This is a genomic window from Frateuria hangzhouensis (assembly GCF_026410505.1).
In the GTDB taxonomy this organism is placed as follows: Bacteria; Pseudomonadota; Gammaproteobacteria; order Xanthomonadales; family Rhodanobacteraceae; genus Frateuria_A; species Frateuria_A hangzhouensis.
On the sequence record NZ_JAPMIU010000005.1, the window covers coordinates 67,303 to 93,561 of the forward strand.

Sequence of the window (26,259 nt, forward strand, 5' to 3'; positions counted from 1 at the left end):
GTCCGCAGTCCATCGTCCGGCCGCGGAGCGTGCAAGCGCGGCGCGCTCGGGCAAGAATGTCCCTTCCGCCTTCGCCCCCACCACGCCCATGACCGATGCCAACGCTCCCCGCCCGCTGCTGATCGTCGACGACGACGCCACCTTCGTGCGCGTGCTTTCCCGCGCGTTGGGCTCGCGCGGCTTCGAGGCGATCGGCGCCACCCGTGCCGACGAGGCGCGCGTGCTCGCCCGCCGCCACCAGCCGCGCTACTGCGTGCTCGATCTCAAGCTGGGCGAGGAGAACGGCCTGAAGCTGATCTCCGAACTGCACGCGCTGGTGCCGGAGATGCGCATCCTGCTGCTGACCGGTTATGCCTCCATCGCCACTGCCGTCGAAGCGATCAAGCGCGGCGCGCACGACTACCTGGCCAAGCCGGTGGACGCCGATGCCGTGGTGCGCGCGCTGCTGGAAGGCGAAGGCCCCAGCGCCGGCGACGACGACGAGCCGCCGGAAGCCCCCGAAGCGCCGCTGGCCCTGCGCCGGCTGGAGTGGGAGCACATCCAGCGCGTGCTCACCGAGTGCGACGGCAACATTTCCGAAACCGCACGCCGGTTGGGCATGCACCGTCGCACCCTGCAGCGCAAGCTGAGCAAGCACCCGGTCCGCGAACGCCCCGACGCCGGCGAGTAACCGTAGGGAGGGCTTCAGCCCACCACCGGAACCGCGGGGCACGCCGATGGTGGGCTGAAGCCCTCCCTACGACAACCGCGCAACGGCGGGCTTTCCACACCCGCTGCGACAACGCGTCCTCTGGCCGTGCACATTGGCGCCGCTATGCTGCCAAGTCTCGACCCACGTCCAGAGTTACCGTGAAGCCCCGATCATCCGGCATCTGCGTACTCGTCCTGCTGGTCGGCCCCGGCCTGTTGCACGCCGCCGACGCGCCGCAGCAAACCACCACCCTGGCCCCGGTGACGGTGCACGCCAGCGACACCCACGTCACCGAGACGCCGGCGGTCACCGTCCATATCGACCGCGCGCAGCTGGGCCGGCAGAACGTGACCACCAGCGCCGACGCGTTGCGCTTCGCGCCCAACCTGCAGGTGCGCGCGCGCTACATCGGCGATCCCAACGCGATCATCAGCGGACGCAACGCCGGCACCCTGCAGAGCGCGCGCAGCCTGGTCTACTCCAACGGCCTGCTGCTCTCCAACCTGATGACCAACGGCTGGGACGGCGCGCCGCGCTGGGGCATGGTCACGCCCGAGGAGATCGGCGCGGTGGACGTGCTGTACGGCCCCTACTCCGCGCTCTACCCGGGCAACTCGATCGGCACCACGGTGCTCATTCACACGCGGTTGCCGCAGCGGCTCACCGCCGGCGCCAGCGTGCAGTTCATGCGCCAGGATTTCCGTGATGCCTACGGCGCCGGCGGCCACTACGAGGGGCGCCACGCGGCCGCCTCGCTGGGCAACCGGCAGGGCCGCTGGAGCTGGCTGCTCACGCTGGACCGGCTGGACAACCACGGCCAGCCGATGCAGTACGCCACGGCCAGGGCCGGCGGCGATGCCGATGCCGCGGTGTCGGTCGAAGGCGCCACCGCCGACCGTAATCCCGGCGGCACCCCGCGCCTTGTCTATGGCGCCAACAGCATCGAGCACACCGTACAGACCCAGGCCAAGCTCAAGCTCGGCGTGGATCTTACCGACCACGTCGCCGCGCTGTTCACCCTCGGCTGGTGGCACGACGACGCCGAGGACCGCACGCGCAGCTTCCTCCGCGACGGGGCCGGCCAGCCAGTTACCGCCGGCGCGATCAGCGCCGGCGGTACCATCTGGACGTTGCCGGCAAGTGGTCTGGCACCGACCGCGAGCGAGGACACCCATAGGCTCTATGGCGTGGAACTCAACGGCCACCTCGCCAACGCGTGGCGCTGGACCGCGGTCGCCAGCCACTACGAGTTCGCCCGTGCGCTGGCGCGCAGCGCCGATCTGCCACCGCCGGCCGGGTCGCTCGGCGGTGCGGGCAGCATCGCCGACAACGGCGGCTCCGGCTGGGACACGCTGGACCTGCGCAGTTCCGGCCCGCTGGGCGATACGCACATGCTCTATGCGGGCCTGCACGGCGATCGCTACGTACTCGACTCGCGCGTGCACGCCGCCGGCGACTGGCGCGGCAGCGCCGATGGCCCGCTCACCAGCGCCTTCGCCGGCCGCACGCAGACCCGCGCCGCCTATCTGCAGGATGTGTGGAGCTTTGCGCCGGAGTGGGCGCTGACCGTCGGCGCGCGCTGGGAGCAATGGCGCGCCTATGGCGGCCTTCGCACCGATGCCGCCACCACGCTGCGCTACGCCGATCGCCAGCGCAGCGACCTGTCGCCCAAGGCCGCGCTGGAGTGGGATTTCGCCCCCGACTGGCAGCTGCGCCTGGCCTACGGCAAGGCGGTGCGCTATCCCACCGTGGCCGAGCTGTTCCAGGGCTCGATCTCCGCCAACGCGATCGTCGGCAACGATCCCAACCTGCGGCCCGAGCGCGACAACTCGCTGGACCTCACCCTCAAGCGGCAGCTCGACCGCGGCCACTGGCGCATCTCGCTGTTCCAGGACCGCATTGCCGACGCGCTCTACACCCAGACCGACATCACCGTCACGCCCACCGTCACCAGCGTGCAAAACATCGACCTCACCCGCATCCGCGGCATCGAGGGCGAACTCGCGCTGACGGACCTGTGGACACCGGGCCTGGACCTCACCGCCAGCCTCGCGCTCAATGATGCAAAAACTCTGCGCGACCGCCGCTACCCCGCTGCCGAAGACAAGTGGTTCCCGCGCATTCCGCGCCTGCGCGCCAGCCTGTTCGTCGATTACCGCTTCGGTACGGGCTGGGACGCCTCGCTCGGCATCCGCCGCTCCGGCCGCCAGTACGGCGCGCTGGACAACAGCGACTTCGTCGACACCTACGGCGCCGTCAGTGCCTTCACGGTGGCCGATGCCAAACTGCGCTGGCGCTTCGCGCCGCAATGGACCGCGTCGCTGGGCGTGGACAACCTCACCAACGCGCGCTACTGGGTCTACCACCCCTACGCCGGCCGCACCTGGGTCGGCGAAGTGCGCTGGGATCTGTAAGGAACCGCCATGCGCCGATTGCTGCCCCTGCTGCTCTGCCTCGTCGCGCCGATGGCGCTGGCCCATCAGGGCATGGCGATGCCGACCGAAGCACCGCTCGGCGCCAGCGCGGCGTTCGACGCGCAGGGGCGGCTGTGGGTGGCGGATGCGGCCGACGGGCACGTGCGGCTGCGCCACTCGGATGACCTCGGCCACACGCTGAGCGCGCCGGTCGCGGTCAACCCGACGCCCGAGCCGATCTACGCCGAAGGCGAGAACCGGCCCAAGCTCGCCTTTGGCCCTCACGGGGAGCTCTACGTCAGCTGGTCGCAGCCGCGCGCCAAACCGTGGACCGGCTACGTGCGCTTCGCCCGCTCGCTCGACGGCGGTGCGCACTTCTCCGCGCCGGTCACCGTGCATCGCGACCGCGCGGAAATCACCCATCGTTTCGATGCCCTGGCCGTCGACGGCGAAGGGCGCGTGGTGCTGGCCTGGATCGACAAGCGCGACCAGGCGGCCGCCGAAGCCGCGGGCAAGCCCTACCTTGGCGCGGCCGTCTACTACACCTGGTCCGATGACCGCGGCGCGCACTTCCAGCCCGAACGGGCGCTGGCCCAGCACAGCTGCGAGTGCTGCCGCATTGCGCTGGCCGCCACGCCCGAAGGCCACGTCGCGGCGTTCTTCCGCGCCGTCTACGGCGACAACATCCGCGATCACGCCTACGCGCTGCTGCGCACCGACGGCGGCGCGGTGCAGGCGCAGCGCGCCACCTTCAGCGGCTGGCACATCGCCGGCTGCCCGCACCACGGTCCCGGCCTGGCGATCGCCGCCGACGGCACGCGCCACGCGGTCTGGTACGAGGCCAGCGGCAAACCGACGATCTGGTACGGCCAGCTTCAACCCGGCCACCGCGCCGCGCATGCACAGGCCATCGCCGGTCCGGGTGCAAGCCATGCCGACCTCGCCGTACACGGCGCCAAGGTGTGGGTCGCCTGGAATCAGGTCGACGCACGGGGCGAGGCGCTGATGCTGCGCCGCTCGGATGACGGCGGCCTGCATTTCGGTCCGGCGCGCAGGCTGGCCACGGCCAACGGCGCGGTCGCATCGCCCCAATTGCTGTTGCGCGAAGGCCGCGCCTACGTCGCCTGGAACACCGCGACGGGTTTCCGCCTGCTTGCCACCGAGGACACACCATGAAGCGCTGGCTCGCCATCCTCCTGCTGTTGCCGGCCATCGCCACCGCCGGCTCGCTGCAACCGCTGACCCCCACAGACGTCCCTGCCCTGCTCGCCCCGCCCGCGCACGGCGAGCGCCTGATCGCGCTGTGGGCGCTCGACTGCGCCTACTGCGAGCCCAACCTGCAGGCGCTCGCCCGGCTTCAGCAGGCGCATCCGCAGGCGATCGAGCTGGTCACCGTCGCCACCGACGACATGGGTCACCACGACGCCATCGAGAAGCGCCTGCGCGCCGCCGGCATGGCCGCCTGGCCTGCCCGTGCCTATGCCGAAGCGGCGCCCGAGCGGCTCAATTACCTGCTGGATCCTCAATGGGGCGGGGAAACGCCGCGCGTGCTGGTGATCCGCGCCGATAGCTCGCGGCAAGGCTTCAGTGGAGAGTTGACGGCGAAGCAGCTGCAAGCCCTCGCCCCGAAACCGTAGCCGTTCGTCGCGGGACGGCTCGGTGGGCTGAAGCCCACCCTGCGAGGAAAGCGCTGCCACAGATACGCAAAACGCCCCTCTCGGGGCGCTTTGCGTATCTGGCGGAGAGAGAGGGATTCGAACCCTCGATAAGGCTTTTGACCCTATACTCCCTTAGCAGGGGAGCCCCTTCAGCCTCTCGGGCATCTCTCCGGGAACATTCCGCACTTCTGCGGAGCCGGCAAGGATACCGACCGGCGCCGCAGAGGTAAAGCATTCGTGATCAGTGTTCGCCCGTTTCGCTGGTCGTGCCGCCACCGGACTCGTGCTCGCCCTTGATCCGCTGGTAGATCTCTTCGCGATGCACCGCCACGTTCTTCGGGGCGTTGATGCCGATGCGCACCTGATTGCCCTTCACGCCGAGAACGGTAACGGTCACCTCGTCACCGATCATCAGGGTTTCACCGACCCTGCGGGTCAGAATCAACATGTTGTATTACTCCATAAGCTGTTGGTCACAGGCCTGCTGCACGCTGGGCTTCACCCCTGAGCCCCGCTTGCAGACAGTTCGACGAAAGTCCGTCGAAGGCCCTACCGCCTTCCCCGGCTCACAGCCAAGGCACTCACCATGAATGCCCTTGCCTTGTGGCAACACTTGGGGTCAGTGCCGCCGACAGTCAACGGATACTAGCCGAGCGCGAGCGCCCGGCGCAACGCATTTGGCGGGCGATAAATGCCCGATTCACAAAGGCCCGCGGGCCTAAAGCTGCTCGCCGATCCAGGCCGGCAAAGCGTCCAGCAGTGCCGGCAATTGCGGGGTATCGAGACCACCGCCCTGGGCCATGTCGGGACGCCCGCCGCCCTTGCCTTCGATCTGCCTGGCAACGTGCGACACCACGTCACCGGCCTTGACCCGGCCGAGCGCCGCGCCATGTACACCGGCCACCAGTGACACGCGTCCGTCGGCCGCGCCGGCCAGCAGCACCACGCAGTCGCCCAGTTGCTGCTTGAGCTGGTCGATGCCCTCGCGCAGGGACTTGGCGTCGAAACCTTCCAGCCGCGCGGCCACGACCTTGATGCCGGCCACGTCGCGGGCCTGCCCGGCCAGGTCGGCGGTGGCGCTACCGGCGGCCTTGCTGCGCAGCGATTCCAGCTCGCGCTCGAGTTTCTTCTGGCGATCGAACAGCTGGCGCAGCTTCTCGACCACGTCCTCGCCGCTGCCGGAGAGCAGCTGGGATAGCTCGCCCAGGCGACGCTCCTCCTCGGCCACGTAGGCCAGCGCACCGGCGCCGCTCACCGCCTCGATGCGGCGCACGCCCGAGGCGACACCCGCTTCGCTGACGATCTTGAACAGGCCGATGTCGCCCGTGCGGCGCACGTGAGTGCCACCGCAGAGCTCGGTGGAGAACTCGCCCATCTTCAGCACGCGCACCTGGTCGCCGTATTTCTCGCCGAACAGGGCCATGGCGCCGAACGCGATCGCGTCGTCGTAGGCCATGTTGTGGATCTCGGCCGCGGTATTGCGGCGGACTTCCGCATTGACCAACGCCTCCACCGCGGCGAGCTCGTCGCGGCCGAGCGGCTTGAAGTGCGAGAAGTCGAAGCGCAGCCGTTCGGGTGCCACCAGCGAGCCCTTCTGCGCGACGTGTTGGCCCAGCACCTGGCGCAGTGCCGCGTGCAGCAAATGGGTGGCCGAGTGGTTGAGCACGGTGGCCTGGCGGCGCTCGACGTCGACCTTCGCCTCCAGCGTGTCGCCGCTGCGCAACGCCACGCCGTGCCAGCGGCCGGCATGACCGAAGAACACGCCACCCATCTTGAGCGTGTCGCTGACCTCGAAACGCCCGTCTGCGTGGCCGAGCACGCCGGTGTCGCCGACCTGGCCGCCGGACTCGGCGTAGAACGGCGTGCGGTCGAGGATCACCAGGCCTTGCTCGCCATCGTCCAGCGCGTCGACCTGCTTGCCCTCGCGCACGATACCGACGACCTTGCAGCCGGTCGCCTCGAGCGCGTCGTATCCGAGAAATACCGTCGGCGCCAGCCGGCTGGCCAGTTCCGCCGGCATCTGGCCCTTGGCCTCGAAACGGCCGGCCGCGCGGGCGCGCTCGCGCTGCTCGTTCATGGCCTGCTCGAAGCCGGCCATGTCGACCTCGAGGCCACGCTCGCGCGCGATGTCGGCGGTGAGGTCGACCGGGAAACCGTAGGTGTCGTACAGGCGGAACGCATCGACGCCGGGGATGGTGCCGCTGGCGCGGGTGGCCACCTCGTCGAACACGCGCATGCCGTGCTCGAGCGTTTCGCCGAAGCGCTGTTCCTCGGTACGCAGCGCATCCTCGATGAACGCCTGTTTGGCGGCCAGCTCGGGATAAGGCGCGCCCATTTCCTCGACCAGCGGCGCGACCATCTTCCAGAAAAAGTCGCCGCGCACGCCGAGCATCCAGCCATGGCGCAGCGCGCGGCGGATGATCCGGCGCAGCACGTAGCCACGACCTTCGTTGGAGGGCAGCACGCCATCGACGATCAGGAACGCGCACGCACGGATGTGGTCGGCGATCACGCGCAGTGATTTGTTGGAGAGATCCGCCGTGCCGGTCAGTTCGCCGGCCTTGCGGATCAGGTGCTCGAACAGGTCGATCTCGTAGTTCGAATGCGCGTGCTGCAGCACCGCGGCCAGGCGCTCCAGCCCCATGCCGGTGTCCACGCACGGCGCCGGCAGCGGCGAGAGCGTGCCGTCCGGCGCGCGGTCGAACTGCATGAACACCAGGTTCCAGATCTCGATGTAGCGGTCGCCGTCTTCGTCGGGCGAACCGGGCGGGCCGCCGGCCACGTCCGGGCCGTGATCGTAGAAGATTTCCGTGCACGGGCCGCAGGGGCCGGTGTCGGCCATTTGCCAGAAATTATCCGAGGCGAAGGGCGCGCCCTTGTTGTCGCCGATGCGCACGATGCGCTCGGCCGGCACCCCGATTTCCTTGTGCCAGATGCCGTAGGCCTCGTCGTCGGTCTGGTAGACGGTGACCCACAGCCGCTCGGCCGGCAGCTTGAACACGCCGGTCAGGAGCTCCCAGGCGTAGGCGATGGCGTCGCGCTTGAAGTAGTCGCCGAACGACCAGTTGCCGAGCATCTCGAAGAAGGTGTGGTGGCGCGCGGTATAGCCGACCTGGTCCAGGTCGTTGTGCTTGCCGCCGGCACGCAGGCAGCGCTGCACGTCGGCCGCGCGCGCGTACGGGAGCTTTTCGCTGCCCAGGAACACGTTCTTGAACTGCACCATGCCCGAGTTGGTGAACAGCAACGTCGGATCGTTGCCGGGCACCAGCGAGGCGGACGGCACGATGGCATGGTCCTTGGCGCGGAAGAATTCGAGGAAGGTCGAACGGATATCGGCGGTTTTCATGGGCGGCGGGGCAAGGCGGACAAAAAAGGCCACGCCGGCGGGCGCCGCCTTCGCATCAGTCGATGTCGTCGGCAGCGTCGTCCACTTCGGCGTGGGTAGCACGCCGTACTGTGGCGGCGGCAAAGCCGCGACGCAAGAGGAACTGCGCCCGGCGGGCGCGTTCGGCATGGTCGGCGGCACGCTTTGCGCCATAGCGGCGGCGCAGCTGGTCGACGGCGGAGGCCTCCCAATCGACCTCCGCCGCCTCCAGCAGTTCGCGGATGCGCTCGTCCGGCACGGCGTGGGTCTTCAGTTCTGCGCGGATGCGCTGCGGGCCGTAGCCCTGGGATGCACGGCTGCGCACGAGGACGCCGGCAAAACGGTCGTCGTCCTGGTAGTGCTGCTCGCCCAGACGATCGATGGCCGCGACGGATTCGTCGCCTTCGTAGCCGCTCTGGCGCAATTTGGTCTTGAGCTCGCGACGCGAGTGTTCGCGGCGGGCGAGCAGGCCCAGGGCCTTGTCGTAGGCGGTGCGCCTGGGTTTGTCGGGATTGTCCGGGCCGCGCTTCACGGCGCGCGATACCGCACGTTGCACGTAAAAGCCCTGTCCCTCCCCCCAACCCACTGCCCCGGCCGATGGCCAGGGCAGTGGACGCGGGAAGGTTCAGGCCTGGTCACGCGCTCAGGCTTCCTCGAGCGCCTCTTCGGCGGCGGCGGCCGGCTTGCTGCCGACCAGCAGGCGCGCGCGCAGTTGCTGGTCGATCTCGTTGGCGATGGCCGGGTTGTCGCGCAGGAACTGGCGCACGTTCTCCTTGCCCTGGCCGATGCGGTCGCCGTTGTAGCTGTACCAGGCGCCGGACTTGTCGATCAGGTTCTCCTTCACGCCCAGCTCGATGATCTCGCCCTCGCGCGAGGTGCCCTCGCCGTAGAGGATCTCGAACTCGGTCTGGCGGAACGGCGGGGCGACCTTGTTCTTGACCACCTTGACGCGGGTCTCCGAACCGATCACCTCGTCGCCCTTCTTGACCGCGCCGATACGGCGGATGTCCAGGCGCACCGAGGCGTAGAACTTCAGCGCGTTGCCGCCGGTGGTGGTTTCCGGGCTGCCGAACATCACGCCGATCTTCATGCGGATCTGGTTGATGAAGATCACCAGGCAGTTGGTCTTCTTGATGTTGGCGGTGAGCTTGCGCAGCGCCTGGCTCATCAGGCGCGCGTGCAGGCCGACGTGCGAATCGCCCATCTCGCCCTCGATTTCGGCCTTGGGCGTGAGTGCCGCCACCGAATCGACCACCACCATGTCCACCGCACCGGAGCGCACCAGCATGTCGGCGATTTCCAGCGCCTGCTCGCCGGTATCCGGCTGGCTGATCAGCAGGTCGGCCACGTTGACGCCGAGCTTCTCGGCGTAGGTCGGGTCGAGCGCGTGCTCGGCATCGACGAAGGCGGCGGTGCCGCCGCTCTTCTGGCAGCTGGCGATGGCCTGCAGGGTCAGCGTGGTCTTGCCCGAGGATTCCGGACCGTAGATCTCGACCACGCGGCCGCGCGGCAGGCCGCCGATGCCCAGCGCGATGTCCAGGCCCAGCGACCCGGTGGAAACCGTGTCGATGGCCTCGTTGCTGCGGTCGCCCAGGCGCATCACGGCACCCTTGCCGAACTGCTTTTCGATCTGGCCAAGGGCGGAGGCCAGCGCCTTGCGCTTGTTGTCGTCCATCGTGGGAATCCCGGGTGGTGTGGCTTGGAGTGAGCGCATCTTGCCCGGTCGGAATCTCACGGGCTGCGATGGTCTGCGGAGGCCCCAAGTATCCCACACCCGTCAAGTCCCGCCGCCGGGAAAAGGCGCGTCATTCCGTCAGCGCTTTCCGCACGCCGCTGAGCGCCGCGGCCACGCTGTGGCGGCGGATTGCCTCACGATCGCCGGCGAAATGGAACAATTGCGCGTGGGCATAGCCGCCGCGGCGCTTCCAGCCGATCCAGACCGTGCCGACCGGCTTGTCGGGCGTTCCGCCGCCGGGTCCGGCGATGCCGGTGACTGCCACGGCGACACCGGCGCCGTAGCGCGCCATGGCGCCGGAAACCATCTCCATCACGGTCTCCTCGCTGACCGCGCCAGCGTGCTCGAGCGTGCGCGGGTTGACGCCCAGCAGCGCCTCCTTGGCCTCGTAGCTGTAGACCACCACGCCGGCGTCGAACCACGCCGAACTGCCCGGCTGGTCGGTGAGCGCCTTGGCGATCCAGCCGCCGGTGCACGATTCGGCGGTGACCAGCATCAGGCGATGCTGCTGCAGGTCGGTGGCGACCTGGGCGGCCAGCGTGGAGAGCTCGGCATCGGTGGGAGCAGGCAGGGACACGGCGGACTTCCGGTAAGGCAAAGCGCCGTTCTACCGCCCGGAGGGCGCGGCGGCAAGAAACGTCCTGTGCTGCCGCGGGGAATGGGCGTGGCGACCTGTCGCAAACGTCCCGGTCGACGGATCGCCCCATGTAAACTCGGGCGCTTCCGGCGCGATCAACGCGGCCAGCGACGTCCGACGAATTTCCTGCATGAACCTCAACGATTCCGCCTCGCATACCCCCTTCATGCGCCAGTACCTGGCGCAAAAGGCCGAGCACCCGGACGTGCTGCTGTTCTTCCGGATGGGCGATTTCTACGAGCTGTTCTACGACGACGCCCGCAAGGCGGCGCGGCTACTCGACATCACCCTGACCCAGCGCGGCCAGTCGGCCGGCGCGCCGATCCCGATGGCCGGCGTGCCCTACCACGCGGCGGAGAATTACCTGGCGCGGCTGGTGAAACTCGGCGAGTCGGTCGCGATCTGCGAGCAGATCGGCGATCCGGCCACGTCCAAGGGGCCGGTCGAGCGCAAGGTGGTGCGCATCGTCACGCCCGGCACGGTGACCGATGCCGCGCTGCTGGAAGAGCGCCGCGACAACCTGCTGCTGTCGATCCACGCCGGCGCGCAGGGCGCGTTCGGCCTGGCCTGGGTGGACCTGAGTTCCGGCCGGTTCCTGCTCAGCGAGGTGGGCAGCGCCGAGGCGCTGGCCGCGGAGCTGGCGCGCCTGCAGCCGGCCGAGACGCTGATCGGCGAAGACGGCGCCTGGCCGAAGCTGGTCACCGCCCTGCCCGGGTTGCGCAAGCGGCCGCCGTGGCACTTCGATGCCGGTGCCGGCCGGCGCGAGCTCAACCGTTTCTTCGGCACGCGCGACCTTTCCGGCTTCGGCGTCGACGGCCTGCCGTTGGCGATCGCCGCGGCGGGCTGCCTGCTCGGCTACGTCGAGGAGACGCAGAAGAGCGCGCTGCCGCACCTGACCGGGATGGCGGTGGAGAACGCCGGCGAAACCATCGCGCTGGACGCGGCCACGCGGCGCAACCTGGAACTGGACACGCACCCCAGCGGCCGCATCGAACACACCCTGCTCGGCGTGCTGGACGAAACCGTGACACCGATGGGCGCGCGCCTGTTGCGCCGCTGGCTGAACCGCCCGCTGCGCGCGCGCGACACGCTGCGCCTGCGTCACCAGGCCATCGCCACGCTGATCGAGGCGCGCGCCTACGAGCCGCTGCGCGAGACGCTGCGCGGCATCGGCGACCTGGAGCGCATCCTGGCGCGCGTGGCGTTGTGCTCGGCGCGTCCCCGCGACCTTTCCACCCTGCGCGACGGCCTTGCCGCCGCGCCCGGTATTTGTGCGCTCATCCATGAGCGCGAGAATCAAAAAGCGGCCATCCATGGCCACACTCTTCAAATGGAGCCCGATCCGCTCCTTGCCCGCCTGGTCGAACGCATCGGCGACCATGCCGATACCGCCGCCCTGCTGCAGCGGGCGATCGTCGCGCAGCCGCCGGTGCTGCAGCGCGACGGCGGCGTCATCGCCGAAGGCTACGACGCCGAACTCGACGAACTGCGCCGCCTGTCCACCAACGCCGACCAGTTCCTGGTCGAGCTGGAGGAGCGCGAGAAAGCCGCCAGCGGCATCCCGACGCTGAAGGTCGGCTACAACCGCGTGCACGGCTACTACATCGAAATCACCAAGGCGCATGCGGAACGGGCGCCCACGCACTACACCCGCCGCCAGACCACCAAGAACGCCGAGCGCTACATCACCGAAGAGCTGAAGGCGTTCGAGGACAAGGTGCTCTCGGCGCGCGAGCGTTCGCTGATGCGCGAGCGTGCGCTCTACGACAGCCTGCTCGCCACGCTGATCGAGCGCCTGGCGCCGCTGAAGGACGCCGCCGCCGCCATCGCCGAGCTCGACGTGCTGGCGAACCTGGCCGGGCGCGCCGAGACGCTGGACTGGCGCGCGCCGGACCTTACCGACGCGCCGGGCATCTGCATCGAACGCGGCCGCCATCCGGTGGTGGAGAAAGTGCGCGAGGAGCCGTTCGAGCCCAACGACCTCGATCTGACCGACGCATCTCCCAACGGCAGCCGTCGCATGCTGGTGATCACCGGCCCGAACATGGGCGGCAAGAGCACCTACATGCGCCAGAACGCGCTGATCGTGCTGCTTGCCCATATCGGCAGCTACGTCCCCGCGGCGCGCGTCTGCATCGGCCCGGTCGACCGCATCTTCACCCGCATCGGCGCCGGCGACGACCTCTCGCGCGGCCAGTCCACCTTCATGGTGGAGATGAGCGAGACGGCCAACATCCTGCACAACGCCACCGAGCACAGCCTGGTCCTGATGGACGAGGTCGGCCGCGGCACCAGCACCTACGACGGCCTGGCGCTGGCCCGCGCCGCCGCTGTCCATCTGGCCACCGCCAGCCGTGCGTTCACGCTGTTCGCCACGCACTACTTCGAGTTGACCGAACTGGCCGGCGAATACGACGGTATCGCCAACGTGCACCTGGACGCGGTCGAATACGGCGAGCAACTGGTGTTCATGCACGCGGTCAAGGAAGGCCCCGCCAACCGCAGCTTCGGCCTGCAGGTGGCGGCGCTGGCCGGCCTGCCGCGCAGCGTGATCGCCGATGCGCGCCGCACGCTCGCCGAACTGGAGCGTGGCATGCACGGCCAGGCATCGCCCGGTCCCGCGCCCGCGCCCTCACCGCAGTTGGGGCTGTTCGCCGCGCAGCCCTCGGCGGTCGAGGAAGCGCTGCGAGCCATCGACCCCGATGCGATGACACCGCGCGAGGCGCTGGAGGCGCTCTACCGACTCAAGGCGATCGGATAACACGCTCCGCGCGCATCAGCCCACCGATAAACCTGTAGGAGCCCACTTGTGGGCGATGCTCTTGGCCAACCGATCGCCCACAAGTGGGCTCCACAAAGGACGGGCGCAGCCTGGCTTGAGTGTTGCGATACGCCAGCCCCAGTTCGCGATCAAGTCTCAGCAGGTGCGCCCATCCACACCTCAGGCCGCCTCCAACTCGCGCGCCACATCGAGCGCCCGGGCAAGATCTGCCCAGAGATCATCCACATGCTCGATGCCCACCGACAGCCGCAGCAGGCCCGGGGTGATGCCGCAGTCGGCCTGGGTGGCGGCGTCGACGACGCGGTGGGTGAGACCGGCCGGATGCTGGATCAGCGTATCGACCGAGCCCAGGCTCACCGCCGGCGTGGCCAGGCGCACCGACGCCATCACCGCCGCGGCCGCAGCGTGGCCGCCATGCACCTCGAAGGCCAGCAGGCTGCCAGGACCACGCATCTGTGTCCGGGCCAGATGTGCGTTGGCCACCGTACCCAGCCCCGGATAGCACGCCCGCGCCACCGCCGGATGCGCGGCCAGCTTTTCGGCGATCACCCGGGCATTGGCCTGCGCCTTGAGCACGCGCAGGCTCAGGGTCGGCAGGCCGCGGTGCAACAGGTAGGCGCCCAGCGGATGCAGCAACCCGCCGGTGGCCGCGCGCACCTGGCGCAGCGCGGCCGCCCACTCGCCGTCGCAGGCCACCACGCCGGCGATGACGTCGCCGTGGCCGCCGAGAAACTTGGTGGCGCTGTGCAGCACCAGCGCCGCGCCCAGCGAGGCCGGCTGTTGCAGCACCGGCGTGGCAAAGGTGGAGTCGACCAGCACTGGCACCTTGCCGGCGGCGCGTACCACGGCCGCGATGTCGACCAGGTCCAGTGTGGGGTTGGCCGGCGTCTCGATGATCACCAGCGCGGTATCCGCCTCGATCGATCCGGCCACGTCCTCCGGCCGCACCCAGCGCGTCGCGATGCCCAGCAAGCCCGAGGCCAGCAGATGGTCGGAGGTGCCGTACAACGGCCGCACCGCCAGCACGTGTTTGCCGCGCTGGCCGGCGGCGAGCAGGCAGGCCGACATCGCGGCCATGCCGGAGGCGAAGGCCACCGCATCGGTGGTGCCTTCCAGTTGCGCCAGGGCCTGCTCGAAGCGCGCCACGGTCGGGTTGTGCAGCCGCGCGTAGATCGGATTGGCCGCCCGCGCCGCCCCGCCGACCAGCGCGTCGAAGCTGGCGGTGCCTTCGGCCAGGTCGCGCACGGGATAAGTGGTGGAAAGATCCAGCGGCGGCGCGTGCACGCCCAGCTCGGCGAAGTCCTCGCGGCCGGCGTGGACGCCGAGCGTTTCCAGGTGCGCTTGCTTGTCGCTCACGGCCCTCTCCATTCGATGCATGGCGCGAAGGCTAGAATGACCATGGCACCGGCAACCGGCTTGCCGAATTCCGTTTCGCCAAAGGGCCTCTTCATGCAACTGGACCGAATCGACTTCGCCATCCTGCGCGAACTGCGGAAGAACGCCCGGCTGCCCAACAAGTCGCTCGCCGAGCGGGTCGGCGTGGCGCCCTCCACCGCATTGGAACGGGTACGCCGGCTGCGCGAGCAGGGCGCGATCTGTGGTTATCACGCCGAGGTGGCGCCGGCGGCGCTCGGCATCGGCCTGCAGGCGATGATCAGCGTGCGCCTGGCGCGCCACGCCCGCGCGGATCTCGACGCCTTCGGCAGCTACCTGTCGACGCTGCGCGAGGTACTCGCCTTCTACCACGTGGCCGGCGCCAACGATTACCTGCTGCACGTGGCCGTGCGCGACAGCGACCAACTGCGCGACTTCGCGCTGGACGCCTTCACCACCCGCACCGAGGTGGCGCACATCGAGACCAGCCTGATCTTCAGCTTCAGGCGCAACGTCGACCTGCCGGTCTATCGCGCGGCGGTGGAGTAATCCTTTAGCCCTGGTGCTCCTTGAACTGCTGGATCTGCCGCCGCGAGCGCTTGTCCGGCCGCGATGGCGGCCGCAACAACCCGGCCGCACCCAGCTTGCGCTGCGCCCGCGCAGCCTCGCGCGCGGCGAGGCTGGCCTCGGTCTCCTGGTAGAGCGCCTGCGCATCCGGCGCCGGACCACGGCGCTCGGACAACGCCAGCACGACCACTTCCAGGCGCTCCTCGCCGCGTCCGATCTGCAGCCGGTCGCCCACGTGCAGCGCCTTGGCCGGCTTGCAGCCGGTGCCGCTGACGTCGACCTTGCCGCCGTCGATCGCCTGCTTGGCCAGGCTGCGTGTCTTGAAGAAGCGCGCGGCCCACAGCCACACGTCGACACGCACGGCAGCGGCCTCGTTGTTCGGGGTGGAGGTCATGCCGCCATTGTAGAGGCCCGCCATCGCCGCCGGCGCCGATCTAAGGACCGAGCAGCACGCTGCCCAGCGGTATCGTGAGCAGCGACAGCACGATGCCGGCGCCGAGGATGGTGTTGGCCAGCGGCGGATCCAGCCCGTACTCGTCGGCCAGGATGGTCGCCGACACCATTGGTGCCATCGCCGCCTGCAGCACGCCCACGCTCAGCACCAACCCACCGACGCCCGTGGCGACGCCGAGCACCCAGCACGCCGCGGGCGCCAGCAACAGCTTCCAGCCCAGCCCCAGGCCGGCCGCCGCCAGCTGGCGCTCGCCCGGGTGGAACCTGAACTGCAATCCGACCGAGAAGAGCGCCAGCGGCGTCAGGGTCGCCCCCAACGGCGCGAACACAGCTTCGACGGCCGGCGGCCAGCCGCCCAGCACGCCCACGGCAATACCTACCAGCAGCGCCACGAACGCAGGGAAAGTGGCGATGCGCCGCACGATCATCGCCGGCTCCGGCTTGCGACCGGCGTAGAGGCAAGCGACCACGATGCCAAGCGATGCCAGTACCGGGAACGCGCCCAGCTGGTCCGCCACCACTGCCAGCGTCAGCCCCGGCTGACCGTACAGCGCCTGCATCAGCGGATAGCCCATGAACGAGGTATTGCCGAGCCCGCAGACCAGGATCAGCGCGCCGGTGCGCCCGCGCGACCAGCCCAGCCGGGGCCCCAGCCAGCCGAACACCAGCCACGCGCCGCCGAAAGTGAGCCACATCGCCGCGATCGGAAACCACAGTTTCGGATCGAAACGCAGCTTCGGGATCAACTCCAGCACCAGCGCCGGCAGCGCCACGTTGATCACCCACCAGTTCAATCCCGCGGCCAGCCCGGCCGGCGGGCGCGCCAGGCGCGCCACCAGCGCGCCCAACACCAGGCAGGTGAACAACAACAGCAGCGCGCTCATGCCAGGGCCGGTCAGGGAAAACGGAAGTCTAGCGGGCCGCAGTCACGACGGAGGTGGGGTTCCCCGCACGCGACCGCGCCCCATATGGCAGGAGCGCACCTGTCCGCGGCCGCGTGGCACCGATGGGACATGGCGGTCGCGTCCTGGTGCGCTCCTACAGGAGCCGGGATCATGGCTGCCGACGGGTCGAGCGCGACCCGCCCCGGTTCGTGGGCGACTGCGCATTGCCGGGGAGAATGACCGCCATGTTTCCGGTAGCGTGATCAACCAGAAAAAAAGCCCCGGATTGCTCCGGGGCTTTTTTCGTCCAGCACGTGCCTTGGTTTACTAGAACGTCACCTGGAAGCTGACCTTTACCGCGCTGTCGCGGCTGCCCGCGAGGACGCCGTCGTAGCCGGCACGCAGGCGGGTGTGGCGGGACAGGCCGAAGTCGAAGCCCGCCTGCACCACCGCCGCGTCGGTCGCCAGCGGCGCACCGCTGACCGTGAAGCGGCCACTGTCGGCGAAGCTCTGCTGCGCCACCGCCGTGCGGTCACCGTCCACGTGGCGCCATGCCAGCGTGCCGTAGATCACCGCCGCATCGCCGGAGAGCTGCCACTGCCCGTGCACGCCCGCCTTGGCGAAGGTCGCCTCGGTGGTTTCGCGTGCGCTGGTGAGCATTGCCGCACCGCCCTGCTCCTGCGCCTGGTCGGTCTGCACGGCCACGTGCGCCACGTTCACGAACGGCTGCACCTGGCCGCGCGTGAAGGCGATACGGTAGCCACCTTCCAGCCACGCCTGATGACTACGGCCGTGGTAATCGGCATGCAGCCTGGCCGGCAGTACGGCGGTAAGCTGGCGCGTGCTGGCGATATCGTGCCAGCTGCTGGCCAGGCCGCCCTCCGCGGTCCAGCCGCCCCACGCGGCGCCGGCGTACGCGCCCAGGTGCTTGCTGTGCACCGAGGTTTCGCTGCCCAGCGCATCCACGCGGGCCACATCCTGGCCCAGGCCGGCGCTGACGCCCACGCGCCACTGGTCGCCCAGCGGGGCGTCCACGCCCAGCAGCAGCCCGTGGCCGTCGCTGCGCACACGCGAGGCGTTGCCATCGCCCGGCACGTGGCCGGCGTGTTGCCAACCGGTGGCCCAGACCGCGCCCGCGCTCTCGCCGATCGCGCGCGCGTTGTCACGCGAGCCATCCGCGCGATGCAGGCGATCGCCCATCGCCTGGCGCACGAAGCGACTGTCGTCCAGCAACACCGTGCGCGTCGAGGCGAACGATTCGCCCGACCACTCCGCCATCGCCGCGCGCGCCGTGTCGGCGTCCTGCGTCAGCAGCGCGTCGTGCACCGTGCCGCTGCCGAGCGCGGTCAGCGCGCCGCCGACAGCGCACTGGTTGGTCGTGCTGGCCACCGCGCAGAAATCCACGTTGTTGCGCAGCAGCGTCATCGTGACGGTGCTGCCGAGGTAATCGACCGTCGGCGTGAGGAACGCCAGCGAGCTCTCGAACGCGGCGAACCGGCCCTCGATGCCACCCTTGGCCTTGATGATGGTGTAGGGCGAATCGAGGTTGTAGTGGCCGTCCTTCGCCAGGCTCAGCACCGTGCCGCCCTGCAGCACCAGTTTGCCGCCAACGACCAGCTGGTCGCTGTGGCCGGCTTCGTCGGTTTCCACCTCGTACACCGCGGTATCGCGGATCACCGCATCGCCGGTGGTGGTCAGCGTGCCGATCGAATGGCCCGGCGCCAGCGTGCCGGCCAGGTCCAGGCTGCCCAGCGTGCCGTTGCCGGACAGGCGCGCGGCCTGGTCCACCACCAACTGGCCGGCCAGCTTGCCGTCCACGGCCAGTTCGCCCGCGGCGACCGTCCAGCCTTGGGCGCCGGCGGCCGTGCCGCTCAAGGTCCAGGTGCCGCTGCCCGACTTGAGGAAACGGGCAAAGCCCTGGTATGGGGCCTTGCTGCCGACCGCACCGATCTGCCCTAGCGCGAAGCTGCCGCCGGTATCGCCGCCGAGGGCGAGCGTGTCGCCATCTTGGCCGGCGCCGCTGTGGCTGACCGCGTTGCCGACCAGCTTCGAGCCGGCCTGCACGACCAGCGTGTTGTGGCCACCGGAGAAATCCACCGCGTTGGCGCGTGCGCCGTAGCCGTCGTTGGCCAGGCCGCCGGCGATCGTGCCGGCATTGATCAACGTGGCACCGCCGGTAGCCACCACGCCCGCGCCGCCGGCGCCGGCCGGGCCGACAATAACTTCCTCGCCATCGGTCTCGCTGGCCGTTTCGCTGGCGGCCAGCAATAGCACCGGCGGCGCCGTGACGGTGGAGGCATAGCCGCCCGCACCACCGTCGCCACCGGTGATGGAGCCGGTGTTGGTCAAGGTGAACCCGGCGCCGCTGACGCCCGCGCCACCGGCGCCGCCGGCGGCCGCCGTCAGCACCGGCGCAGTGGTCGGGCCGTATTCGCCGTTGCCGCCACCGCCGTATTTGCCATACGCGGTCACGGTGCCGCCGTTGCCGCCATGGCCACCGGCGATGCTGCCGGCGTTGGTGAACGTGAAACCGGTGCCGCTGACGCCCGCGGCACCAGCGCCGCCAGCCGGGTTCGCCGGGCGGTAGTTCATATCCATTTCGTCGGCGTAGGGGCCGTAGCCGGCACCGCCCTTGCCGCCGTTGCCGCCATTGCCGCCGGCAACCGTGCCGCGGTTGTCGAAGGAGAACCCGGCGCCACTGACGCCCGCGCCCGCCGCACCGCCCATGCCCGCCGCGGTCGCGAGGGAGAAGCCTCCTTCGGGTATGCCCTCTTCGCTGCTGTACTTGCCGCCGTTGCCGCCGGCACCGCCGTTGCCGCCCGTGACGGTGCCGCGGTTGGATGCGCTGAAGCCGTTGCCCGATACGCCCGCCCCGCCGACGCCGCCATCGCCGCTGCCGCCGAAGTAACCAGCGGCACCCTGGCCACCGAAGCCGCCGCCGATGGTTCCACGATTGTCGAGCTGGAACTGGTTGCCGCTCACGCCGGCGCCGCCGGTTCCGGCCGTGCCGGCCAGCCAGCTTTCGGTCGAGGTGATGCCGCCGGTACCGCCGCGGATGGAGCCGGTGTTCGCCAGCGAGAACGCCTCGCCCGAGACGCCCGCGCCACCGACGCCACCAGCGCCGCCGTAGCCGCTCAGGCCGCCATAACCGCCGATGCCGCCCTGGAGGAAACCGCTGTTGGACACCGTGAAGCCGGCGCCGGTCACCGCCGCGCCGCCGGCACCGCCGGCGCCGCCGTAGTTGCCGATGATCGTGCCGCCCGATCCGCCATAGCCGCCCATGCCGCCATTGACCGTGCCGACGTTGTCCAGGGTGAAACCCTCGCCCTGGATGCCCGCGCCACCGATGCCGCCGCCCTGCGCGGCCCTACCCGTGACCTCGCCCTCGCTGCCCTCGATGCCCTCGACATCGAAACCGGCGCTGCCCTGGCTGCCGGCAATCACGCCGGCGTTGTCGATGGTGGCGGCGCCGGCGATCACGCCGGCGCCGCCACTGTAGGCACCCATCCAGCCGTAGCCCCCAACCACCTCGCTGCCGGCGTCCACGCTCAACGTGGTGCCGTCGCCCGCCGTCACGCCGGCGCCGCCGTCGGCCTCGACCCGGTTGGCGCCGTACACGAAGGCGGCCGCGCCATCGCCGCGGCCGAGCTGCAGCGTCCCGCTCACGAGATTCCAGGCCACGTCCTGCTGCGTGCCGGTCAGCGTCAGGATGCCGTCGCCGGCCCAGTTGAGCGTGCCCTCACCGTGGAAGTTGGCATTCAGCGTCACGTCCGACGGGGACGTGAACGTCACCTCGCAATCGAGCGAGGGAAGCGTGCCGGTTTCGGTGATGCTGCCGCCGCTGGCCAGTTGCAGGCTGATGACGCTCCCCGGCTGTGCGTTCGCCTGCGCGATCGCCCAGCTGAGGGAACCGGGCACGCCCGTGTCGCCGTTGTCGGTCGCCGACGTGACCACGAATGTCGGGCTGGCCGCCGATGCGGGCAGCGCCGCCACGCCCAGGCCCAGCGCGAGCGCGACCAGACAGGCGCGCGCCAGCGGGCTGCGGGCCGCCCCACGGGCCGCGCCGCTGGCCGGGGACGCGGACACACCGCCGCGCGGGCTGCTGGCAAGCTCGGTAGCGACCTGCAGGACGCCCAGCGCACGGTTCCAGACCAATCGGTACACCTTGTTCACTCGCTGCTCCTTGGATTTTCTTTGCCCGGAATCGCCGGTTCGGATGGGTCACGCGAGGACGACCGCCGCGGGGCGGCGTCCGTAAGAAAAAAGGGAAAATCAGACGATGCGCACGTCGCGCCGGTTCAGCTCGGGGTTGCGCCAGAACGCGTCGTTCTCGAAGCGCCGGAACACGTCCGGCGGCAGCACCGTGTCGCGCTGCACCGCGCCGACCCTGGGGCGTACGTCATGCAGGCCGGGCGTGCCGGCCTTGCGGTCGAATGCGCTGGCGTCATATTCGACGCGCTCGAAATCGTGTTCGAACACCGGCTCGCCGATGAAGTCGTACACCGCGGCCAGCGCCGCGCGCGGGTTGCCGACCAGGGTTTCGTACTGCAGCAGCATCAGGTTGCCCGCGTGCTCGCCGAAGAACGCCTCCTTCAGCGCGTTGTACGGATACCCGACCAGCCCCTCGCCGTTGGCCACGCCATCGGCGCGCGAGTAGACCGTGCCGCCGGTCGCGTAATGGAAGATCGACGACGGCTGGAACGCATTGCGCTGCACCAGCCGCTCGACACTGTCGATCACCCATGGCATGTCGCGCACGCAGGCGATCACCCGCGACTGCGGCAACATCGCGCGCAGTGCGCCCATGCGCGCGCACCAGGCCCGGTTGGTGTCGAACACCACCGGGTTCGACAGGTCGGCGTAGAAGTTCTCGACCACGCCGCGCAGCACGCGCTGGCGCTTGGCGTCGTCGATGAACACGGAGTACTCGTTGCGCCCGCTCATGTCCCCGAGCAACGCCGCGACCATGCCGGCGACCGGGCTGCTCATGCCCGCGTGGAAGCGCGGGTTCTGGCGCAGCAAAGCTGCAAGAAGGGTCGACCCCGAGCGCGGCAGGCCCGAGATGAAATGAAAACGCATGTTGTCCCCTGTCGCTAGACCGGCCCGGACGGCGGAGCCGCGGGGGACCGCGGAACGCCCGGACAGCCGTAAACTCACTGAGACGGGGCGTGCCGCTCCGACTCAGAAAATGTGATGTAGTTCACATTTCATTGACAGTGTAACGAGCCGGGCGAGCGCCTGCCAGAGGAATGCGTAGAAGACGGCAGATTCCGGTCATGTCCTCGCGGCGCCGCATGCCCGGGGGCGGCGACCGGGCCATAATGGATGGCTATCCGCATTGTGTTCCCGCCCTGGATGACCAGCTCTTGCCATCGTGTCCACGGCCTGGCCGACGAGGACGTATCGCCCGACTGGCCGCCGCTTGTGCCGCGGGAAGTGGGCGCCTTGCTGGCCGGCTATGCCCTGCGGCCGGGCGCGATCCGCTGGCACAGCCCGCGGCCGCTTTCGGCGGCCGCGCTCGTCGATACCGCGGGCGGCACCGTATTCGTCAAGCGCCACCATCGCAGCGTGCGCACGGCCGCCACGCTGGCCGAGGAGCATGCCTTCATGGCCTGGCTGCGCGAGGCGGGCCTTCCTGTTCCCGGCGTGCTTGCCGCCATTTCCGGCCACACCGCCATCGAGCGGGGCGAGTGGACCTACGAAGTGCATGCACCCGCCACCGGCATCGATCTCTATCGCGAGAGCGCTTCCTGGACACCGCTGCTCGATCGGGATCACGCGTACACGGCCGGCGCCATGCTCGCCCGCCTGCACGACGCGGCGGAAGGCTATGCCGCCGGCCAGCGCGGCACGCATCTGCTGGTGGCGCGCAGCGAGCTGATCGAGGCGGCCGATCCACTGGCGGCGATCGCGGCGCAATGCTCGCAGCGGCCGGGGCTGGCCCGCTACCTGGCGCAGCGCGACTGGCGCGCCGACATCGGCCCGATCCTGGCCCCCTTCCACGAGCGCGCGCAGGCGCGGCTGGCGGCACAGCCGGACTTGTGGACGCATGGCGACTGGCACGTCTCCAACCTGTGCTGGAGCGGCCGCGGGCCGCGGGCGGCCATCACCGCCGTGCTGGATTTCGGACTGGCGGCACGCACGTTCGCGCTGTTCGACCTGGCCACGGCGATCGAGCGCAACGCGGTGGCCTGGCTGGCGCTCGATGACGACGATGCCGCGCATCCGCAGGCCGCCCGTGCGCTGGTCGACGGCTATCGCAGTCAGCGCGCACTGACTGCAGCGGACGTCCATCTGCTGGCCGACCTGCTGCCGCTGGTGCACGTAGACTTCGCGTTGTCGGAAGTCGAGTACTTCACCGCGGTCACGCACTCGCCGGCCAACGCCGACGTGGCTTACCACACCTTCCTGCTCGGCCACGCCGCGTGGTTCGCCACGCCGCCGGGACGGATGCTGCTGGATGCCATCCGCGCGCTGGCCTGACGAAGGCCCTGCACGAGTGCTTCAGCTGGATGCCCGCGCCCCATGGGTGCGCGTCCACAACGGCGACTTGCGCATCGGTCGACTCCGCCCGCCGCCTGCGCTCACGGCGAACGGCTTGGGAACCTCGAAAAAAGCCCGAAAGCTTTCGACGCCCACTGTAGGAGCCCACTGGTGGGCGATGCCCTTACGCCTGATGGCACCGGCAGAAGCATCGCCCGCAAGTGAGCTCCTACGAAAACATCGCACGACGAGTCATTCGAGGTTCCCGCTTGGGCCGGACGTCCATTCCGTGTTTCAATAGTCGTCTTGAAGCGGGGGTGCCCGGCAAAACGCCGGGCTGAGAGAGTCCCTTGGAACCTGATCCGGTTTGTACCGGCGTAGGGAGCTTGATAAGCAGTCGCGCGTCCGTCCGGACGTGCGGCTGGCCGTCGCTTCGTTCGTGTCCCCTTGCCGACGAGTCGACGATGAATATTCCCCGCACGTCCCTGCTGCTCGCCCTTCTGTCCGCGCTGGCCCCCGCCACGCACGCCGCCGACCTGCCTGACGCCGGCCAGGCCAAGGAGCTCGCGCCCGTGCGCGTGGAGGGCCAGACCCATGACGACCGCCATGGCACCGCCCTCGACGCCTACGGCAATGCATCGCTGCACGACACGCCCGCGGCGGTCACGCTGGTCACGCGCAAGCAGCTGGACGACCGCCAGATCCGCACGCTGAGCGAGCTGGCGCGCGAGGACGCCTCGCTGGGCGACAATTACGCGCCGGTCGGCTACTACCAGAACATCGCCATCCGCGGCTATCCGCTGGACCTGGCCACCGGCCTGCGCCTGAACAACCTGGCCATCGCCGGCGAACAGCCGGTCGCGCTGGAGGACAAGCAGCGGGTGGAGGTGCTCAAGGGCTTGGCCGGGCTGCAGGCGGGCGTGATGGAGCCGGGCGGCGTGGTGAACTTCGTCAGCAAGCGCCCGGCCGACGTGCGCGAGGTGACGCTGGGCACCGATTCGCACGGCTCGCGCTACGGCGCGCTGGACCTCGGCGGCTGGCTCGGCCCGAACATCGGCTTGCGCGCCAACCTTGCCTGGGAGGACATCCATTCCTACGTCCGGCACGCCGACGGCCGGCGCAACTTCTACGCCCTGGCGGCCGACTGGCACATCACGCCGGATGCCACGCTGGAGCTGGACAGCGATTACCAGGCCAGCGCGCAGCGCTCGGTTTCCGGCTACCAGTTGCTCGGCGGCGACACGATTCCCAAACACGCCGATCCGACGCGCCTGCTCGGCTACCAGCCCTGGCAGCAGCCGGTTTCCATCCATGCGGCCAACACCGGCGCGCGCTTCAACTATGCGCTCAGCGAGGATTGGCGCCTGCGCCTGGCCGCCGGCCACAGCCGCAGCGTGATCGACGACAACGTCGCGTTCGCCTACGGCTGTTTCTACGCAACCGGGTGCGCCAGCGGCGAGGCGCCGGGCAATTTCTTCGCGCCCAACGGCGACTACGACATCTACGACTTCCGCAGCCCGGACGACACGCGCATCGACGACGAGGCGCGCGCCACGCTGGAAGGCCGCTTCGACACCGGCGCCGTCAGCCAGCAGCTGACCCTGGGCGCCAGCGCATTCCGCCGGCTCAACGACCAGCGCGCGGACGTCTACGACTACGTCGGCACCGGCAACATCGCCGACCTCGATCCGCCGCGGTTCGCCCCGTCGCCTAACCAGCCGGGTGCCTCGGTGCGCCGGCTCACCAGCTGGCAGCGATCGCTGTTCGCGCTCGACCGCCTGCATCTGGGAGAGCGGTGGCAGTTGCTGGCCGGCGCGCGCCTGGTGCGGCTGCACGAGCGCGCCTACGATGGCGACGGCACCCTCGAACGCGACACCCGCCTCAGCAGGACGCTGCCCCAGGCCGCCGTGTTGTGGCAGCCGGTCGATCCTCTCACTGCCTACATCAGCTACAGCGAGGGCCTCTCGCTGGGCAGGGAAGCGCCGTACTGGACCAGCAATGACAGCCAGATGCTGCCACCGCGCCTGTCGCGCCAGCTCGAGGCCGGCCTGAAGTACGCCACGGGCGGCGCGTTCGATCTGTCCGCCGCGCTGTTCCGCATCCGCCAGCCCTACCAGTTCGCGCGTCCGGACGACTCGGCCGCCGGCTTCACCTTCGTGCAGCAGGGCGAGCAGGTGCACACCGGGCTGGAGCTCGGCGCCCACGGCCGCGTCAGCGACAACCTCGGCATCACCGCCAGCGCTAGCCTGATCCGCGCCCGCGCGCAGGACACCGGCATCGACGCATACGAACGCCACCAGGTGGTCAACGTGCCGCGCCTGCGCGCCACCGTTCATGCCGAATACCGCCTGCCCTTCGCGCCGCAGCTCAGCCTGCTCGGCGGCTGGCGCTACGCCTCGGCCAACGCGGCCACGCCGGACGGCCGCGTGCGCGTCGATGCCTATCACGTGTTCGACGCCGGCCTGCGCTATGCCGCCACCGTCAACGGCCACGCACTCACCGCGCGCCTGTCGGTGGACAACCTGTTCGACCGCTTCTACTGGCGCGACACCGGCAGCGCGCTCGGCGACAGCTACCTGTTCCCCGGCGCGCCACGCCTGGCACGCCTGTCCGTGAGCATCGCCTTCTGATGGATGCGATCGAACTCTTCGGCGCCGTGCTGAGTGCGTGGGCGGTTTGGCTCACCGCGCGACGCCGACCGTGGTGCTGGCCGGTGGGCTTCGCCTCGGTGCTGGTCTACGGCTGGATCTTCGTGCACGCCCGGCTCTATTCGGACGCGCTGCTGCAGGGCGCTTTCGCCGTGCTGATCGTGTACGGCTGGCTGCGCTGGCTCAGGCACCTGGACAGCGACGGCCGCGTGCAGATCGCCCGGCTGCCCGTGCGCCTGCTCGCCGCGCACCTGCTGGTCGGCGCGACGGGCGCACTCGCGCTCGGCTACGCCATGCACCGCTTCACCGATGCCGCGCTGCCCTGGCTCGACGCCGGGCTCACCGCCTTCAGCCTGGTCGCGCAATGGTGGCAGGGGCGCCGCCACGTTGCCGCGTGGTGGCTGTGGATCGTGGTCGACGTAATCTACGTGGGCGAGTACGTCTACAAGGACCTGCTGATCACGGCCGTGCTCTATGCTGGCTTCGTGGTCCTGGCCGCCATCGGCCTGCGCGACTGGCGCCGGGCCGACCAGGCTCTGCCCGGCGCGCACCCGGCCACCGGGTGAGCG

Annotated in this window: 19 protein-coding genes, 1 tRNA gene and 1 riboswitch; of the genes, 9 read left to right on the top strand and 11 right to left on the bottom strand. The window is 69.9% G+C overall.

Features of this window, described 5'->3' with window-relative positions:
* The first annotated feature begins 88 nt into the window (after window positions 1–88).
* From OSC30_RS06935 to OSC30_RS06950, 4 genes are all read left to right on the top strand, one after another.
* Window positions 89–670, top strand: coding sequence for a response regulator transcription factor (locus tag OSC30_RS06935; protein WP_267171119.1), 582 nt, complete (start codon window positions 89–91; stop codon window positions 668–670).
* A 179-nt stretch (window positions 671–849) separates the two neighbouring features.
* On the top strand, window positions 850–3,105 hold the full coding sequence (locus OSC30_RS06940; RefSeq protein ID WP_323374200.1) for a TonB-dependent receptor: 2,256 nt from the start codon (window positions 850–852) through the stop codon (window positions 3,103–3,105).
* 9 nt (window positions 3,106–3,114) lie between these two features.
* On the top strand, window positions 3,115–4,281 hold the full coding sequence (locus OSC30_RS06945) for a sialidase family protein (RefSeq protein WP_267171120.1): 1,167 nt from the start codon (window positions 3,115–3,117) through the stop codon (window positions 4,279–4,281).
* On the top strand, window positions 4,278–4,742 hold the full coding sequence (locus OSC30_RS06950) for a thioredoxin domain-containing protein (RefSeq protein ID WP_267171121.1): 465 nt from the start codon (window positions 4,278–4,280) through the stop codon (window positions 4,740–4,742). Before OSC30_RS06945 ends, OSC30_RS06950 begins: the two co-directional genes overlap by 4 nt.
* A gap of 99 nt (window positions 4,743–4,841) precedes the next feature.
* On the opposite strand, the gene OSC30_RS06955 is transcribed toward OSC30_RS06950, so the two are convergent.
* The 6 genes from OSC30_RS06955 to OSC30_RS06980 all read right to left on the bottom strand — a co-directional run bounded on the left by OSC30_RS06955 (window position 4,842) and on the right by OSC30_RS06980 (window position 10,433).
* A tRNA-Ser gene (locus OSC30_RS06955) sits at window positions 4,842–4,934 on the bottom strand.
* Between the two features lie 70 nt (window positions 4,935–5,004).
* The gene (csrA, locus tag OSC30_RS06960) at window positions 5,005–5,211 is read right to left on the bottom strand and encodes a carbon storage regulator CsrA (RefSeq protein WP_267171122.1); all 207 of its coding nucleotides are present in this window, start codon (window positions 5,209–5,211) and stop codon (window positions 5,005–5,007) included.
* 270 nt (window positions 5,212–5,481) lie between these two features.
* A complete protein-coding gene (gene alaS / locus OSC30_RS06965; protein ID WP_267171123.1) occupies window positions 5,482–8,109 on the bottom strand; it encodes an alanine--tRNA ligase in 2,628 nt (875 codons plus the stop codon).
* Window positions 8,110–8,164: 55 nt separating this feature from the next.
* Window positions 8,165–8,683: a regulatory protein RecX gene (locus OSC30_RS06970; RefSeq protein ID WP_267171124.1), complete on the bottom strand. Its 519-nt coding sequence runs from the start codon at window positions 8,681–8,683 to the stop codon at window positions 8,165–8,167.
* 87 nt (window positions 8,684–8,770) lie between these two features.
* Window positions 8,771–9,802, bottom strand: coding sequence for a recombinase RecA (recA, locus tag OSC30_RS06975; protein WP_267171125.1), 1,032 nt, complete (start codon window positions 9,800–9,802; stop codon window positions 8,771–8,773).
* A gap of 130 nt (window positions 9,803–9,932) precedes the next feature.
* Window positions 9,933–10,433, bottom strand: a complete 501-nt coding sequence (locus OSC30_RS06980; RefSeq protein WP_425474736.1) for a CinA family protein — start codon at window positions 10,431–10,433, stop codon at window positions 9,933–9,935.
* A gap of 196 nt (window positions 10,434–10,629) precedes the next feature.
* On the opposite strand from OSC30_RS06980, the gene mutS reads away from it, so the two are divergent.
* Window positions 10,630–13,260, top strand: coding sequence for a DNA mismatch repair protein MutS (mutS, locus tag OSC30_RS06985; RefSeq protein WP_267171127.1), 2,631 nt, complete (start codon window positions 10,630–10,632; stop codon window positions 13,258–13,260).
* Between the two features lie 180 nt (window positions 13,261–13,440).
* Here the strand turns inward: mutS and OSC30_RS06990 are convergent, their stop codons facing one another.
* Complete coding sequence (locus OSC30_RS06990; RefSeq protein ID WP_267171128.1) at window positions 13,441–14,637, bottom strand: trans-sulfuration enzyme family protein; 1,197 nt, start codon at window positions 14,635–14,637, stop codon at window positions 13,441–13,443.
* Between the two features lie 93 nt (window positions 14,638–14,730).
* Here OSC30_RS06990 and OSC30_RS06995 point away from each other — a divergent pair, with 93 nt between their 5' ends.
* On the top strand, window positions 14,731–15,204 hold the full coding sequence (locus OSC30_RS06995; RefSeq protein ID WP_267171129.1) for an Lrp/AsnC family transcriptional regulator: 474 nt from the start codon (window positions 14,731–14,733) through the stop codon (window positions 15,202–15,204).
* A 4-nt stretch (window positions 15,205–15,208) separates the two neighbouring features.
* Here OSC30_RS06995 and OSC30_RS07000 read toward each other — a convergent pair whose 3' ends face one another.
* The 4 genes from OSC30_RS07000 to OSC30_RS07015 all read right to left on the bottom strand — a co-directional run bounded on the left by OSC30_RS07000 (window position 15,209) and on the right by OSC30_RS07015 (window position 21,638).
* Complete coding sequence (locus tag OSC30_RS07000) at window positions 15,209–15,616, bottom strand: RNA-binding S4 domain-containing protein (protein WP_267171130.1); 408 nt, start codon at window positions 15,614–15,616, stop codon at window positions 15,209–15,211.
* Window positions 15,617–15,656: 40 nt separating this feature from the next.
* Complete coding sequence (locus OSC30_RS07005) at window positions 15,657–16,559, bottom strand: AEC family transporter (RefSeq protein ID WP_267171131.1); 903 nt, start codon at window positions 16,557–16,559, stop codon at window positions 15,657–15,659.
* A gap of 327 nt (window positions 16,560–16,886) precedes the next feature.
* Window positions 16,887–20,732: an autotransporter domain-containing protein gene (locus tag OSC30_RS07010; protein WP_267171132.1), complete on the bottom strand. Its 3,846-nt coding sequence runs from the start codon at window positions 20,730–20,732 to the stop codon at window positions 16,887–16,889.
* 99 nt (window positions 20,733–20,831) lie between these two features.
* Window positions 20,832–21,638: a sulfotransferase family protein gene (locus OSC30_RS07015; protein WP_267171133.1), complete on the bottom strand. Its 807-nt coding sequence runs from the start codon at window positions 21,636–21,638 to the stop codon at window positions 20,832–20,834.
* Window positions 21,639–21,914: 276 nt separating this feature from the next.
* Between OSC30_RS07015 and OSC30_RS07020 the strand changes: the two genes are divergently transcribed.
* From OSC30_RS07020 to pnuC, 3 genes are all read left to right on the top strand, one after another.
* A complete protein-coding gene (locus tag OSC30_RS07020) occupies window positions 21,915–23,042 on the top strand; it encodes a phosphotransferase enzyme family protein (protein ID WP_267171314.1) in 1,128 nt (375 codons plus the stop codon).
* A gap of 303 nt (window positions 23,043–23,345) precedes the next feature.
* A riboswitch (TPP riboswitch) is annotated at window positions 23,346–23,443 on the top strand.
* A gap of 63 nt (window positions 23,444–23,506) precedes the next feature.
* Window positions 23,507–25,672, top strand: coding sequence for a TonB-dependent siderophore receptor (locus OSC30_RS07025; protein ID WP_267171134.1), 2,166 nt, complete (start codon window positions 23,507–23,509; stop codon window positions 25,670–25,672).
* Window positions 25,672–26,256, top strand: coding sequence for a nicotinamide riboside transporter PnuC (gene pnuC / locus OSC30_RS07030; RefSeq protein WP_267171135.1), 585 nt, complete (start codon window positions 25,672–25,674; stop codon window positions 26,254–26,256). Before OSC30_RS07025 ends, pnuC begins: the two co-directional genes overlap by 1 nt.
* Window positions 26,257–26,259: the final 3 nt, after the last annotated feature.